This window comes from Sphingomonas sp., assembly GCF_017744835.1.
Taxonomy (GTDB): Bacteria; Pseudomonadota; Alphaproteobacteria; order Sphingomonadales; family Sphingomonadaceae; genus Sphingomonas.
In genome coordinates, this window is the sequence record NZ_JAGIAM010000003.1 from 602,456 (window position 1) to 615,146 (window position 12,691).

17 protein-coding genes are annotated in these 12,691 nt (G+C 68.7%); 16 read left to right on the forward strand and 1 reads right to left on the reverse strand.

The window, feature by feature from the left end; genetic code table 11:
• The first annotated feature begins 43 nt into the window (after positions 1-43).
• From J7500_RS10680 to J7500_RS10755, 16 genes are all read left to right on the forward strand, one after another.
• Positions 44-739 carry an endonuclease/exonuclease/phosphatase family protein gene (locus J7500_RS10680; RefSeq protein WP_294061688.1) on the forward strand — a complete coding sequence of 232 codons (696 nt, stop codon included), beginning with the start codon at positions 44-46 and terminating at the stop codon, positions 737-739.
• A complete protein-coding gene (locus J7500_RS10685; RefSeq protein WP_294061689.1) occupies positions 739-3,021 on the forward strand; it encodes a patatin-like protein in 2,283 nt (760 codons plus the stop codon). Before J7500_RS10680 ends, J7500_RS10685 begins: the two co-directional genes overlap by 1 nt.
• Positions 3,022-3,064: 43 nt before the next feature.
• Entirely contained in the window at positions 3,065-3,484 is a 420-nt protein-coding gene (locus J7500_RS10690) for a DUF1801 domain-containing protein (protein ID WP_294061690.1), read from the forward strand.
• Positions 3,481-3,981: a helix-turn-helix transcriptional regulator gene (locus J7500_RS10695; protein ID WP_294061691.1), complete on the forward strand. Its 501-nt coding sequence runs from the start codon at positions 3,481-3,483 to the stop codon at positions 3,979-3,981. The genes J7500_RS10690 and J7500_RS10695 overlap by 4 nt, the downstream gene beginning before the upstream one ends.
• On the forward strand, positions 3,960-4,373 hold the full coding sequence (locus J7500_RS10700) for a VOC family protein (RefSeq protein ID WP_294061692.1): 414 nt from the start codon (positions 3,960-3,962) through the stop codon (positions 4,371-4,373). Before J7500_RS10695 ends, J7500_RS10700 begins: the two co-directional genes overlap by 22 nt.
• Before the next feature lie 52 nt (positions 4,374-4,425).
• Positions 4,426-4,836 carry a DUF1801 domain-containing protein gene (locus tag J7500_RS10705; RefSeq protein WP_294061693.1) on the forward strand — a complete coding sequence of 137 codons (411 nt, stop codon included), beginning with the start codon at positions 4,426-4,428 and terminating at the stop codon, positions 4,834-4,836.
• 76 nt (positions 4,837-4,912) lie between these two features.
• Positions 4,913-5,236 carry a LapA family protein gene (locus J7500_RS10710; protein ID WP_294061694.1) on the forward strand — a complete coding sequence of 108 codons (324 nt, stop codon included), beginning with the start codon at positions 4,913-4,915 and terminating at the stop codon, positions 5,234-5,236.
• On the forward strand, positions 5,233-5,907 hold the full coding sequence (gene pyrF, locus J7500_RS10715) for an orotidine-5'-phosphate decarboxylase (protein ID WP_294061695.1): 675 nt from the start codon (positions 5,233-5,235) through the stop codon (positions 5,905-5,907). Before J7500_RS10710 ends, pyrF begins: the two co-directional genes overlap by 4 nt.
• A gap of 42 nt (positions 5,908-5,949) precedes the next feature.
• Positions 5,950-6,459 carry a GNAT family N-acetyltransferase gene (locus J7500_RS10720; protein WP_294061696.1) on the forward strand — a complete coding sequence of 170 codons (510 nt, stop codon included), beginning with the start codon at positions 5,950-5,952 and terminating at the stop codon, positions 6,457-6,459.
• Complete coding sequence (locus J7500_RS10725; protein WP_294061697.1) at positions 6,459-7,088, forward strand: phosphoribosylanthranilate isomerase; 630 nt, start codon at positions 6,459-6,461, stop codon at positions 7,086-7,088. The genes J7500_RS10720 and J7500_RS10725 overlap by 1 nt, the downstream gene beginning before the upstream one ends.
• An 84-nt stretch (positions 7,089-7,172) precedes the next feature.
• Positions 7,173-8,417 (forward strand): tryptophan synthase subunit beta, encoded by a 1,245-nt coding sequence (trpB, locus tag J7500_RS10730; RefSeq protein WP_294061698.1) that lies wholly within the window; start codon positions 7,173-7,175, stop codon positions 8,415-8,417.
• Positions 8,414-8,611 (forward strand): hypothetical protein, encoded by a 198-nt coding sequence (locus J7500_RS10735; protein ID WP_294061699.1) that lies wholly within the window; start codon positions 8,414-8,416, stop codon positions 8,609-8,611. The genes trpB and J7500_RS10735 overlap by 4 nt, the downstream gene beginning before the upstream one ends.
• Positions 8,608-9,393 (forward strand): tryptophan synthase subunit alpha, encoded by a 786-nt coding sequence (gene trpA / locus J7500_RS10740; RefSeq protein ID WP_294061700.1) that lies wholly within the window; start codon positions 8,608-8,610, stop codon positions 9,391-9,393. The genes J7500_RS10735 and trpA overlap by 4 nt, the downstream gene beginning before the upstream one ends.
• The gene (accD, locus tag J7500_RS10745) at positions 9,390-10,250 is read left to right on the forward strand and encodes an acetyl-CoA carboxylase, carboxyltransferase subunit beta (RefSeq protein ID WP_294061701.1); all 861 of its coding nucleotides are present in this window, start codon (positions 9,390-9,392) and stop codon (positions 10,248-10,250) included. The genes trpA and accD overlap by 4 nt, the downstream gene beginning before the upstream one ends.
• Positions 10,251-10,370: 120 nt before the next feature.
• On the forward strand, positions 10,371-11,687 hold the full coding sequence (locus tag J7500_RS10750) for a folylpolyglutamate synthase/dihydrofolate synthase family protein (protein WP_294061702.1): 1,317 nt from the start codon (positions 10,371-10,373) through the stop codon (positions 11,685-11,687).
• 82 nt (positions 11,688-11,769) lie between these two features.
• Positions 11,770-12,195, forward strand: coding sequence for a DUF6628 family protein (locus J7500_RS10755; RefSeq protein ID WP_294061703.1), 426 nt, complete (start codon positions 11,770-11,772; stop codon positions 12,193-12,195).
• On the opposite strand, the gene J7500_RS10760 is transcribed toward J7500_RS10755, so the two are convergent.
• Positions 12,192-12,686, reverse strand: coding sequence for a DUF2939 domain-containing protein (locus J7500_RS10760; protein ID WP_294061704.1), 495 nt, complete (start codon positions 12,684-12,686; stop codon positions 12,192-12,194). The two genes, J7500_RS10755 and J7500_RS10760, sit on opposite strands and share 4 nt — an antisense overlap.
• Positions 12,687-12,691 lie beyond the last annotated feature (5 nt).

Genomic DNA, 12,691 nt, shown 5'->3' on the forward strand with positions numbered 1-12,691 from the left:
CCCCCTTGCCCTGCCCCCTTCTGCCCCGCGATAAGGGGCCACAATGATCAAGGTCGCCAGCTACAATATGCGCAAGTCGATCGGCACCGATCGGCGGCGAAGGCCCGAGCGGACCCTGCAGGTGCTCTGTGAGATCGATGCCGATGTGGTCGCGCTGCAGGAGGCCGATCGCCGCTTCGGCGCGCGTGAGGCCGTGCTCACCGCGCACCTGCTTTCCGAGCACAGCGACTGGAAGCCGGTGCCGATCGGGATGCGCGCGCGCTCGATGGGCTGGCATGGCAACGCGCTGCTCGTCCGTAAGGACACGCAGATCCTCGACTACGAGGCGATCCACTTGCCGGCGCTCGAACCGCGCGGCGCGGTGATGGCCGACTTGCGCGTGCGCGGCGAGCGGCTGCGCGTCATCGGCATGCACCTTGACCTCTCGGGCCTCTGGCGACGGCGCCAGGCACACGCGATCCTCGCGCACCTCGAATCGAGCACCGAGCAGGTGCCTACGGTGCTGATGGGCGATCTCAACGAATGGAGCGGCCAGAACGGCTGCCTGCGGGACTTCGCCCAGCATTTCGACTTCGCCCAGACCGGCAAGAGCTTTCACGCGCGCCGCCCGGTCGCGCGGCTTGATCGGATCATGGCCAGCCGCGACCTGCGCATCACCGAGGCCGGTGTGCACGAGAGCATGAACGCCCGCACCGCCTCCGATCACCTGCCCATTTGGGCGACGCTGCAGCGCGCCTGATGCACCAGCCCCGCGACAAGGAACTGCGGCTCGCGCTCGTCTGCTACGGTGGCATCAGCCTTGCGATCTACATGCACGGGATCAGCAAGGAGATATGGCGTCTCGCCCGTGCGAGCTGCGCGGCGCGCGAGGGCGATGGCCCGTCCGACGTCTATGGCGCGCTGCTCGACGAGATACGCGAAGAGACCGGGGTCAATGTGCGCGTGCTGGTCGACATCCTCTCGGGTGCCAGCGCGGGCGGGATCAACGCGATCTTCCTCGCCCAGGCGATCTCGACCGGCCAGTCGCTCGATCCGCTGACCGAGCTGTGGCTGACCCACGGCGACGTGCAGGCGCTGCTCGACCCACACCAGGCCCCCGCGCACCGGTTCCAGAAGATCTGGGCGACGCCGATCGCCTGGCTGTTCGCCAATCGCAGCAAGACGATCCACGAGACCGTCGAGGCGGGCGCGCGCGAGGAAGTGCGGCTCAAGCTCGAGCATTTCGTGCGCTCGCGCTGGTTCGAGCCGCCCTTCGGGGGCAAGCGGTTGCTCCACAACCTGATCGACGCCTTCGACGCGATGGCGCGCGAGCCCGCCTACCGCCGGCTGCTGCCGCCCGAACAGCCGCTCGACTTGTTCGTCACCGTCACCGATTTCCGCGGCCATGCCGAGACGCTGCGCCTCAACTCGCCGCCGCAGGTAAGCGAGACCGAGCATCGGCTGGTCTTCTCCTTCACCGATCACGGCGCCCAGGGGCTGGGCGACCCGGTGGGCCTCGCCTTTGCCGCGCGCGCGACGTCGAGCTTTCCAGGTGCCTTTCCGCCCGCCACGGTCGGCGAGCTCGACACTGCGCTCGCCGAGCGCAAGGTCAAATGGCCGGGTCGCGACGCCTTCCTCGAGCATGTCCTGCCCGAGCAATGGGCCGACAACCGCGCCGAGAAGGCGATCCTCATCGACGGGTCGGTGCTCGCCAACGCGCCCTTCGGTCCGGCGGTGGAGGCGCTGCGCGAACGCCCCGCACGCCGCCACGTCGACCGGCGCTTCGTCTTCATCGATCCCCAGCCCGGGCACCGCTTCGATTTCTACGGCAAGCCGCAGGAGAACCCCGGCTTCTTCCAGACGATCATCGGCGCGCTTTCGGAGCTGCCGCGCCACCAGCCGATCCGCGACAATCTGGAGGCGATCGCAGAGCGGTCGGAAAAGATCGAACGCATGCTGGCGATCGTCGGCGAGATACGCGCCGAGATCGAGACCCAGGTCGAGTCGCTGTTCGGCTATACCTTGTGGCTCGACTATCCCACCGCCAAGCGCCTCGCAGCCTGGCGCCGGCGCGCGCAGATCGTCGCCGCGGCCAAGGCGGGCTATGGGCACACGGCCTATGGGCTGCTCAAGGTCGACGGCGCGGTCGACAGGATCGCGCACCTGCTCCATGCGATCGGCGACCTGCACAGTCCCGAGCGGCTGCACGAGATCCGCGAGGCGATGGCCCATGCGGTGCAGTCGCGCGGGGCGGACCGGTTCGGCGCGACGCTGTCGAACGGCGCCACGCCGCAGACGCTCGATTTCCTGCGCACCCACGACCTGGGCTTCCGCATCCGCCGCCTCCGCCTGCTCGCGCGTCGCCTGACCGAAATTGACGAGCCGAGTAATCATGCCGAACTCCTCCCCATGCGCGACGCGATCTACGATTCGCTGGCGCCCTATCTGGACCTCCAGCGCTCCGACACCTTCGCCGACATGCGCGACTCGATCCGGGCGATGACCGACGACGCCGGGCCGCTGCTCGATCAGATCGGCGAGCGCATGGGGCTGCGGGCGCTCGACGTGGAGACCGACATTCGGCTTTCGCAGGGCTTCAGCGCGCTCTCCAAGGAGCTTCGCCGGCCGATGCTTCTCGCGCATCTGGGCTTCCCCTTCTTCGATATCGCCACATTGCCGTTGCTCCAAGGCGAAGGGCTCGACGAGTTCGACCCGATCCGCGTTGATCGGATCGCGCCAAACGACGCCTGCGCGATCCGGACGGGCGGCGCGAACGCGACTCTCAAGGGCATCCAGTTCAATGGCTTCGGCGCCTTCTTCAGCCGTGCCTATCGCGAGAATGATTATCTCTGGGGTCGCCTGCACGGCGCCGACCGGCTGATCGACATCGTCCTGTCCACCCTGCCGCTCGAGGCGCGCCTCGCGGACGAGCGCGTCGCCGCGATCAAGCGCCGCGCCTTCCATGCGATCCTCGACGAGGAGGAGAAGCAGCTGAAGGCGATACCCGGGCTGTTCCGCGAGCTGCGCGAGGAGATTGGCTAGGCGCGCGCGCTGCTCTATCCCTGCAGCGTTGGAGCGAACGCAAATGGCCGAGAAATCCAAGCCGCCCGCCCTGCTCTCCGGCGGCAATCCGCAGATTCCCAAGGGCTACGGCGATGCGCCGGTGCAGGCCTATATCGCGGCGATGCCAGGCTGGAAGCGCGACGTCGGGCGCCGCATCGATGCGCTCGTCACCAGCACCGTCCCGGGGGTGCGCAAGGCGGTCAAGTGGAATTCGCCCTTCTATGGCATGGAGGACGATTGCTGGTTCCTCAACTTCCACTGCTTCGATCGCTATGTGAAACTCGCCTTCTTCCGTGGGGCGCAGCTCGACCCCGTACCTCCGGTCCAGTCCAAGAACGCGGATACGCGCTATTTCCACGTGCATGAGGGCGACACGATCGACGACGATCGCTTGGCCGACTGGGTGTGGCAGGCGAGCCGACTGCCCGGCGAGCGAATGTGAGCGCGGGTACCGATCCCGCGCTGCTGCGCCGCCTGCTGCGCGCGCGAGACCGGATGGATGCAGCTTCGCACGAGGAATGGCCCGTGCGCAGGCTCGCGCAGGTGAGTGGTGTCTCCGAGGCGCATTTCGCGCGCTCGTTCAAACAGGCCTTCGGGCTGCCGCCGCATCGCTACCTCCTCACTCGGCGCATCGAGCGCGCCAAGGCGCTGCTGCGCGACACCGACCTGCCGGTGACCGACATTGCCTTCCAGACCGGCTGGAACAGTCTGGGCACCTTCGGCCGCACCTTCCGCGACATCACCGGAGAGAACCCGGGCGAGCTGCGGGCGCGGGAGCAGGCCACCGCGCACGCGCTAGAGCGGGTGCCGCACTGCTTCGTCGCCGCCGCCTATCGGCCGGACCTCAACATAGCAGTTTCGGAGAAGCGCCGGCGCGAAGGCGCGCCTATCAGCGTGGCGCAACCAACGGAGGTCCCATGCGCCAAGGTGTCCAAGTAGCCGGCCTGTACGTCCACGATCAGGACGAGGCCCTGCATTTCTATGTCGAGAAGCTCGGCTTCCGCGTCCATACCGACGCCCGCAACGGCGACTATCGCTGGCTGACGGTGCAGCACCCCGAGCAGCCCGACTTCCAGCTCGGCCTGTTCACGCCCCAGGCACCCCTGGTCGACGCCGGCACTGCACAGATGCTGCGCGAGGCGGTCGCCAAGGGCGCGATGCCGCCGCTCGTGCTGGTGGTCGAGGATTGCCGCGCCGCCTATGCGGCGATGCATGCGCGCGGCGTGGAATTCACCCAGGAACCGGTCGAGCGCTACGGCAGCATCGACGCCAGCTTCCGCGATCCTTCCGGCAACGGCTGGAAGATGATCGAGGCGCGGCAGTGGGGCTAGGACGATGTGCCCGGTACCCAGCTGGCTGGTTTTGAGAGGAAATGCAGCGACCATGACCCCTTCCGAAGAGATCGATGCACGGATCGCGGCACGGGATGACTGGCGAGGCGCCACCCTCGCCCGCGTGCGAGCGCTCATCAAGGACGCCGTCCCTGAGGTGACCGAGGACATCAAGTGGCGCAAGCCGTCCAACGACCTCTCGGGCGTGCCGGTGTGGGAACATGCCGGGCTGATCTGCACCGGCGAGACGTACAAGAACGCAATCAAGCTGACCTTCGCCCGCGGCGCTGCGCTGGAGGACCCCGCGGGGCTGTTCAACGCCAGCCTCACCGGCGGCACGCGCCGCGCGATCGACCTGCACGAGGATGCGGCGCTGGACGAGGCGGCGTTCAAGGCGCTGGTCCGCGCGGCGGCGGCGCTCAACGTGGAGATACGCGCACAGAAGCGTCTCCGCGGCGCCTGAAACCGGCGAGGGAGGTTGGCAAAACGCCGCGCTTCGCCCTACAGTCGGCGCACTTCACCGACGCGAAGGGAGCGGAATGCGGTTTCTGAAGGTGCTGATCTGGCTCCTGCTTGGCGGCCTGGTCGCGGGCTTCGTCATCTACAATGGCGACGAGCGCGTGAGCATCCATCTCTGGGGCGGCCTGATCGCCGACTTCAGCCTGCCGCTGCTGCTCATCCTGGTGTTCCTCGCCGGGCTGCTGCCGCCGGTGATCGCATATCAGACGTTGCGCTGGCGGATGCGGCAACGTTTCGCGAGCCTCGAGCGCGCGCTCGCCGATCTGCGCGCCGTCAACCAGCCGCCCGCCGAACCTGCGGTGCTTTCGCCGGAACCCTCGCTGACCGCCGAGCCCCAGCAATGAGCTCGCCGGTCTATGTAGCGCTCGACACGCCCGACCTGGAGCGTGCCAAGGCACTCGCCCAGCGCGTCCACAACCATGTCGGCGGCATCAAGCTCGGCCTCGAATTCTTCATGGCGAACGGGCGCCACGGCGTGCGCGAAATGGCCGAGATCGGTCTGCCGATCTTCCTCGATCTCAAGTTCCACGACATCCCCAACACCGTCGCCAAGGCGATCCAGGCGCTCCGTCCGCTCGAACCTTCGATCCTGACGGTCCACGCCTCGGGCGGCCGCGCGATGCTCGAGGACGCGAAGGCGGCAGCCCCCGCAGGCACCAAGGTGGTCGCCGTGACGATGCTCACCAGCCTCGACGCCAGCGACCTGAGTTCGATCGGCCTCACACCCGATCCCCACGAGCAGGTCGTCCGCCTCGCCGAACTGGCCAAGAGCGCGGGTGTCGACGGCATCGTCTGCTCGGGCGAAGAGGTCGCCGCGGCGAAGGCAGCCTGGCACGATGGCTTCTTCGTCGTCCCCGGCGTGCGTCCCGCCAACGGCACCATTGGCGACCAGAAGCGCGTGGTGACGCCCCGCGCCGCGCTCGACTCCGGCGCCTCGATCCTCGTCATCGGCCGCCCGATCACGCAGGCTGCAGACCCTGACCAGGCCGCGCGCGAGATCGAGGCGACGATCTAGCACCCCCTTGCCAAAGCCGCGCGCGAGTCCGAGAGGGCGCGCATGCTCGCCAGCCTGACCATCCGCGTCGCCACGCACGAAGACCTGCCCGCGCTCCATCCAGTGATCGAGCGCGCCTATCGCGGCGAGTCCGCACGCGCCGGTTGGACGCACGAAGCCGATCTGGTCGGAGGCAACCGTACCGACATCCCGACGCTGGCCGGGATCGTCGACGATCCCGGGCAACGGCTGCTCGTCGCGCTGCAGGGCGGTACGATCATCGGCTGCGTGCAGGTGAGCGACAAGGGCGACGGCCTGGCCTATCTAGGCCTGCTCTGCATCGATCCGACCCTGCAGGCCGGCGGTCATGGCAAGCAGCTCGTAGCGGCAGCCGAGGCCTGCGCGCGCGAGGATTTCGCCGCACGGCGCATGGAGATGACCGTGATCGACGTCCGGCGCAGGCTGATCGCTTTCTACGAGCGCCGCGGCTACGTCGTCTCGGGCGAGAAGCGCGACTTCCCCATCCCGCTCGACCCGCCCTTGTTCATGGACGTGCTGGTCAAGGACCTGTGATGCCGGTCACCGCCAAGATCTGCGGCCTTTCGACGCCCGAGACGCTCGACGCGGCGATCGCCGGCGGGGCGAGCCATGTCGGCTTCGTCTTTTTCCCGCCCAGCCAGCGCCACGTGACCTTCGATCAGGCGCGCGCGCTGGTCGCACGGGTGCCGGCGCATGTCGGCACGGTGGGCGTGTTCGTCGATCCCGACGAGGTGCTGCTGAACGCCGCGCTCGCCACCGGCATCCGGACGGTCCAGCTCCACAAGACCGGCGCCGATCGCGCCGGCGCGATCCGCAGCCGGGTCCCTGTGTGGGCCGCGGTGGCCGTCAAGACCCGCGCCGATATCGACCAGGCGGCTGCCTATCGCGGCGCGGCCGACCGCATCCTCTATGACGCCAAGACGCCGGACAGCGCGGCGCTGCCGGGCGGCATGGGCTTGCGCTTCGACTGGAAACTGCTCGAAAACCTCCCCCAGCCGCTCCCCTGGGCGCTGTCCGGCGGGCTCGACGCCGCCAATGTCCGCGAGGCCGTTGGCGTGACCGGCGCGCGGCTGGTCGATGTCTCCTCCGGAGTCGAGCGCGCCCCGGGCGTCAAGGATGTTGCCAAGATCGCCGCATTCCTCCAAGCGGTGGCGCAATGTTGAGGCCCTGCCCTGTCCGCATCGGATTTCGATGGCGCTGATCGCTAGCCCCGGAGCCAGCGACGCACTCGAACCCCTGAGAGAGACATGACCGACACCGTCACCCTGCCCAATTCGCTGCGCAACCTGCCTGACGAGCGCGGGCATTTCGGCCAGTTCGGCGGCCGCTTCGTCGCCGAGACGCTGATGCCGTTGATCCTCGACCTCGAGCGCGAATATCGCGCTGCCAAGGCGGACCCCGCCTTCCAGGCCGAGTTCGACGATCTGCTCGAACATTATGTCGGCCGCCCCAGCCCGCTTTACTATGCCGAGCGGCTGACCGAGGCGCTGCGCGAGGGCGCCGCCCCCGGCATGGGCGCCAAGATCTACTTCAAGCGCGAAGAGCTGAACCACACCGGCGCGCACAAGATCAACAATTGCATCGGCCAGATCCTGCTCGCCCGCCGCATGGGCAAGACGCGGATCATCGCCGAGACCGGCGCGGGCCAGCACGGCGTCGCCACCGCCACCGTGGCTGCGCGCTTCGGCCTGCCCTGCACGATCTTCATGGGCGCCAAGGACGTCGAGCGGCAGAAGCCCAACGTCTTCCGCATGAAGCTGCTCGGTGCCGAGGTCACGCCGGTGACATCGGGCGCGGAGACGCTCAAGGACGCGATGAACGAGGCGCTGCGCGACTGGGTCGCCAACGTCCACGACACTTTCTACATCATCGGCACCGCCGCGGGCCCGCACCCCTATCCCGAGTTGGTCCGCGACTTCCAGTCGGTGATCGGTACCGAGGCGCGCGCACAGCTGATGAAGGCAGAAGGCAAGCTCCCCGACCTGCTGATCGCGGCGGTCGGCGGCGGATCGAACGCGATCGGGTTGTTCCACCCCTTCCTCGACGATCCGGGCGTGGCGATGCTGGGCATCGAGGCCGCCGGCAAGGGCATCGAGACCGGCGAGCATGCCGCCAGCCTCACCGGCGGCGCGCCCGGCATCCTCCACGGCAACCGCACCTATCTGCTCCAGGACGAGGACGGTCAGATCACCGAGGCGCATTCGATCTCGGCGGGGCTCGACTATCCGGGCATCGGCCCCGAGCATAGCTGGCTGCACGAGAGCGGCCGCGTCGAATATGTCCCGATCACCGACGCACAGGCGCTCGACGCGTTTCAGCTGTGCTGCCGCCTCGAAGGCATCATCCCGGCGCTCGAAAGCTCGCACGCGCTCGCAGCGGTGCCCGCCAAGGCACGGGAAATGCGAGAGGATCAGATCATCGTCGTCAATGTCTCGGGCCGCGGCGACAAGGACATCTTCACGGTGGCCGAAGCACTGGGATTCGAGCTGTGAGCCGCTCGATCGCCCGCATCGCTTTTTTCCTCTTATTGGCCGCCGGCAGCATTGTGCTTTCCGTTCTGGCCAAGCCCTGGCTTTACGGTTTGCATGGTGGCGTGGCTGGCGGGTTCGGTGCGCTGACAGTGATGTACGGTTCTAAATGGTTCAACCGCCTCTGGCCGAAGCCGATGAAGGGGTGGGCGGAATGACCCGTCTGGCCGACGCATTTTCAAAGCGGCCCGCGCTGATCACCTTCATCACCGCGGGTGACGGGGACACCGCTGCGATTCTCGACGCGCTGGTTGCGGGCGGCGCTGACGTCATCGAACTCGGCATGCCGTTCACCGATCCGATGGCCGACGGCCCTGCGATCCAGGCAGCGAACCTGCGCAGCCTCGGCGCGGGCACGCGCACTGCCGACGTTCTCGCGATCGCAGCCGCCTTCCGCGAGCGTCACCCTCAGGTGCCGCTGGTACTGATGGGCTATGCCAACACGATGACGCGGCCCACGCCTGCCGACTTCGCAGCGCGCGCTGCCGAGGCCGGCGCGGACGGCGTCATCATCGTCGACATCCCGCCCGAGGAAGCGAACGAAGTCGCGCCCTTCAAGGCGAGCGGCATCGACGTGATCCGCCTCGCCACCCCCACCACCGATGCCGCGCGTCTGCCCGCGGTGCTCGAGGGCGCGAGCGGGTTCCTCTATTATGTCTCGGTCGCCGGCATCACCGGTCTCCAGCAGGCCGCCCAGGCCTCGATCGAGGATGCCGTCGCGCGGCTCAAGGCCGCGACCGACCTGCCCGTCGCGGTCGGCTTCGGCGTCCGCACGCCCGAGCAGGCCGCGGCGATCGGCCGTGTCGCCGACGGCGTGGTGGTCGGATCGGCGATCGTCGATCTGGTGGGCAGGCATGGCGCCGATGCGCCGGCGCACGTCCGCGCCTATATTCAATCCCTATCCGCAGCGCTGGCCGCTGCCCGCAAGGAAGTCGCATGAGCTGGATCAGCCGCGTCCGCAACGCGCTCGCCTATGTCACCACCAAGTCGAGCGAGACGCCCGACAATCTCTGGCACAAGTGCAAGGGATGCGGGACGATGGTCTTCACCAAGGAGCTGGAGGAGAACCTCCACGTCTGCCCGCATTGCGACCATCATGAGCGCATCGGCCCCAAGCTGCGTTTCGAGCATCTGTTCGATGAGGGCAGTTACACCGAGCTGCCGAGCCCGCGCGTGGTCGACGATCCGCTCAAGTTTCGCGACCAGAAGCCCTATCCGGCGCGTCTCAAGGCCGCGCGCGCGTCGACTGGCGAGCCCGATGCCTTCCTCAACGCCCAGGGCAAGATCCTCGGCCGCACTGCGGTGATCGGCGTGCAGGACTTCGCCTTTATGGGCGGGTCGATGGGCCAGGCGGTGGGTGAGGCATTCATCGCCGGCGTGGAAGCGGCGATCGCTGTACGAGCGCCCTATATCGTCTTCACCGCATCGGGCGGCGCGCGCATGCAGGAGGGCATCCTCAGCCTGATGCAGATGCCGCGCACCACCGTGGCGATCGAGATGCTCCACGATGCGGGGCTGCCGTACATCGTCGTGCTCACCGACCCCACCTCCGGCGGCGTGATGGCGGCCTATGCGATGCTCGGCGACGTCCAGATCGCCGAGCCGCGCGCGACGCTCGCCTTCACCGGCCGCCGCGTGATCGAGAACACGATCCGCGAGAAGCTGCCCGACGATTTCCAGACCAGCGAATATTATCGCGAGCACGGGCTGGTCGACATGGTCACCCACCGCAAGGAGCTGCGCGAGACGCTCGGCCAGCTGATCGGCCTGCTCTGCGAGGGAAAGAAGGCGGCGTGAGCACGAACGTAAGCCCCTCCCCTTCAGGGGAGGGGTTTGGGGTGGGGCATGTCCACAAGCGCCTCGCCCAGCCGCACTGCCCCACCCCAACCCCTCCCCTGAAGGGGAGGGGCTGAGAGCATGGCCGACTCCGCCACCTCCTCGGACCCCGCCGTCCAGCGCCAGCTCGATCGCCTCGCCGCGCTCTCGCCCGGCGCTGACATCCTCGGTCTCGAGCGGATCACGCAGCTGCTCGATCGCGTCGGCAATCCGCATCTTCGCCTGCCACCGGTGCTCCATGTCGCCGGCACCAACGGCAAGGGCTCGACCTGCGCCTTCCTGCGCGCCGCGCTCGAAGCGGCGGGCCTGAGCACGCACGTCTATTCGAGCCCGCACCTCGTCCGCTTCAACGAACGCATCCGCCTCGCCGGCAGGTTGGTCGAGGACGCGCAACTCGCCTTGCTGCTCGAGGAAGTCCTCGACGCCGGGGGCGACATCGGCGCGAGCTTCTTCGAAGTGACCACCGCCGCCGCCTTCCTCGGCTTCGCGCGCACGCCCGCCGACGCCTGCGTGATCGAAGTCGGCCTTGGCGGCCGGCTCGACGCGACCAACGTCCTCGCCGCACCCGCGGCCTGCGCGATCGCCCAGCTCGGCATCGACCACCAGGCATTCCTCGGCGACACGCTCGCCCAGATCGCTGCCGAGAAGGCCGGGATCGCCAAGCCCGGCGTGCCGCTGGTGACCATGGCCTATCCGCCGGAGATCGCCGACGTCGTCGAGCGTTTCGCCGAGACCGTCGCCGCGCCCGTCTTCGCCACTGACCGGGCTTGGTGGTTCGAGGTACGCGACGGCGCGCTCCATTATACCGATGGCGCAGGCTCGCTGACGACGCCGCTCCCCGCGCTGGCCGGCGCCCACCAGCCCGCCAATCTCGCGCTTGCCATCGCCGTGCTGCGCCACCAGCGCGCGCTCGACATCCCTGACAGCGCCTATTCCGCCGCCGCGAAGAATGCGCGCTGGCCCGCGCGAATGCAGCAGCTCGATCCCGGCCCGCTCACGCGCCTGCTGCCCCAGGGCAGCGAAGTCTGGCTCGACGGCGGGCACAACGCCAATGCCGCCGACGCCGTCGCCACCGCAATCGAGAGCGCCGCGGGCGGCAGGCCGCTCCACATCGTGCTCGGCATGCTCGACAACAAGGATGCCGGCGCGATGGTCGAGCGCCTCGCGCCGCTCGCGCGCAGCGTCACCGGCGTCCCCGTGCCCGGCCACAGCTTCCATTCGCCCGAGCGGATCGCCGCGCTCGCAGGCGCAATCGGCCGCGAAGCCGGCGATGTACCCCAGGCGCTGGCGGCCATCGCCACCGCAGCGGACCCTGCCGAACCCCCGGTGGTGCTGATCTGCGGCTCGCTCTATCTTGCCGGCACGGTGCTCGAAGCGAACGGCCAACTGCCCGACTGAGGCGGCGCACGCGCATTATTGCGATTGACTCGCAATAGCGAACCAGCAAGACTTCTCCCGTCACCAGTTGCGGGAGTCGCCCATGTCCCACGCCCAGAGCCTTGCCGCCGCCCTCCCCGCGCTCCAGCCTCAGGATGCCGGTGCGCGGCTGCTGCTCTTCGCCATCCGCCAGATGGGCGCGCACGGGCTGCACGACGCCTGCGCCGCGCACGCCTTCGTCACGGCATTCGGTCGTGGCTTCCAGCGCCCGCTGGTGCTGCTGCGTGCGCTGATGGCGGAGATGTCCGCCGCCTCCGCCGGTCCGATCCAGATCGCGCCCTGGTGCTGCCCGCGCATGACCGGGGCCGAGGCGACGCTGCTTGAAGTGATCGGCCGTGCGCGGACCAACCAGATCGCTGCCGCGGTGCTGCTCGCCGACCTGTTGGGTGTGCGCGACGCGACGAGCATCGCGGTAACCGCCGAGGCGCTGTCCCTCGCCTTCGCCGACCTCGGGCTGCCGCTCGACTAGCGGCCTTTCCTCTCCGGCGGCAGCTCGATCCCGACGAGCTTCCACTGGAGCCCGCGCAGCCCGAACAGCAGCGCGCCGCCCTTGCCGTCCCGGCGCACCAGCCGGAAGCGATCGAGCGCATCCCGCCTCAGCGTCATGTCACGGGCATCGAGATCGACCGGACGTCGCTCGCGCGCAGCTTCCGCCACGCCCGTCGCGAAGATCGCGCGGATGCCCTCGGGGGTGATCGCCGCGTCGACGATGCTGTCGGCGATCCCCGTCGCGACCAGCGCGCCCAGCGCACCGTCGTCGCCGGACGCGAAGCGCGCGCGGAGTTGGGTCTTCATGCTCTTGCGCAGCGCCGGATAGTCGACCCGCGCAGACAGCGCCTCAGCATCGCGCGCCTCGGCCGCCCGCTCGATCGAGCGCACCGCCAGATAGGGCGAACCCCAGGCCCAACCGCCCGCGGCGAGCAGCGCAACGACAATCAGGATCAGCAACCAGCGGCGCATTGCTT

Bases quoted from the DNA above. Each gene is read 5' to 3' on its own strand.
- J7500_RS10680 (WP_294061688.1), top strand. From the start codon at position 44: ATGATCAAGGTCGCCAGCTACAATATGCGCAAGTCGATCGGCACCGAT.
- J7500_RS10685 (WP_294061689.1), top strand. From the start codon at position 739: ATGCACCAGCCCCGCGACAAGGAACTGCGGCTCGCGCTCGTCTGCTAC.
- J7500_RS10690 (WP_294061690.1), top strand. From the start codon at position 3,065: ATGGCCGAGAAATCCAAGCCGCCCGCCCTGCTCTCCGGCGGCAATCCG.
- J7500_RS10700 (WP_294061692.1), top strand. From the start codon at position 3,960: ATGCGCCAAGGTGTCCAAGTAGCCGGCCTGTACGTCCACGATCAGGAC.
- J7500_RS10705 (WP_294061693.1), top strand. From the start codon at position 4,426: ATGACCCCTTCCGAAGAGATCGATGCACGGATCGCGGCACGGGATGAC.
- J7500_RS10710 (WP_294061694.1), top strand. From the start codon at position 4,913: ATGCGGTTTCTGAAGGTGCTGATCTGGCTCCTGCTTGGCGGCCTGGTC.
- pyrF (WP_294061695.1), top strand. From the start codon at position 5,233: ATGAGCTCGCCGGTCTATGTAGCGCTCGACACGCCCGACCTGGAGCGT.
- J7500_RS10720 (WP_294061696.1), top strand. From the start codon at position 5,950: ATGCTCGCCAGCCTGACCATCCGCGTCGCCACGCACGAAGACCTGCCC.
- J7500_RS10725 (WP_294061697.1), top strand. From the start codon at position 6,459: ATGCCGGTCACCGCCAAGATCTGCGGCCTTTCGACGCCCGAGACGCTC.
- trpB (WP_294061698.1), top strand. From the start codon at position 7,173: ATGACCGACACCGTCACCCTGCCCAATTCGCTGCGCAACCTGCCTGAC.
- trpA (WP_294061700.1), top strand. From the start codon at position 8,608: ATGACCCGTCTGGCCGACGCATTTTCAAAGCGGCCCGCGCTGATCACC.
- accD (WP_294061701.1), top strand. From the start codon at position 9,390: ATGAGCTGGATCAGCCGCGTCCGCAACGCGCTCGCCTATGTCACCACC.
- J7500_RS10750 (WP_294061702.1), top strand. From the start codon at position 10,371: ATGGCCGACTCCGCCACCTCCTCGGACCCCGCCGTCCAGCGCCAGCTC.
- J7500_RS10755 (WP_294061703.1), top strand. From the start codon at position 11,770: ATGTCCCACGCCCAGAGCCTTGCCGCCGCCCTCCCCGCGCTCCAGCCT.
- J7500_RS10760 (WP_294061704.1), bottom strand. From the start codon at position 12,686: ATGCGCCGCTGGTTGCTGATCCTGATTGTCGTTGCGCTGCTCGCCGCG.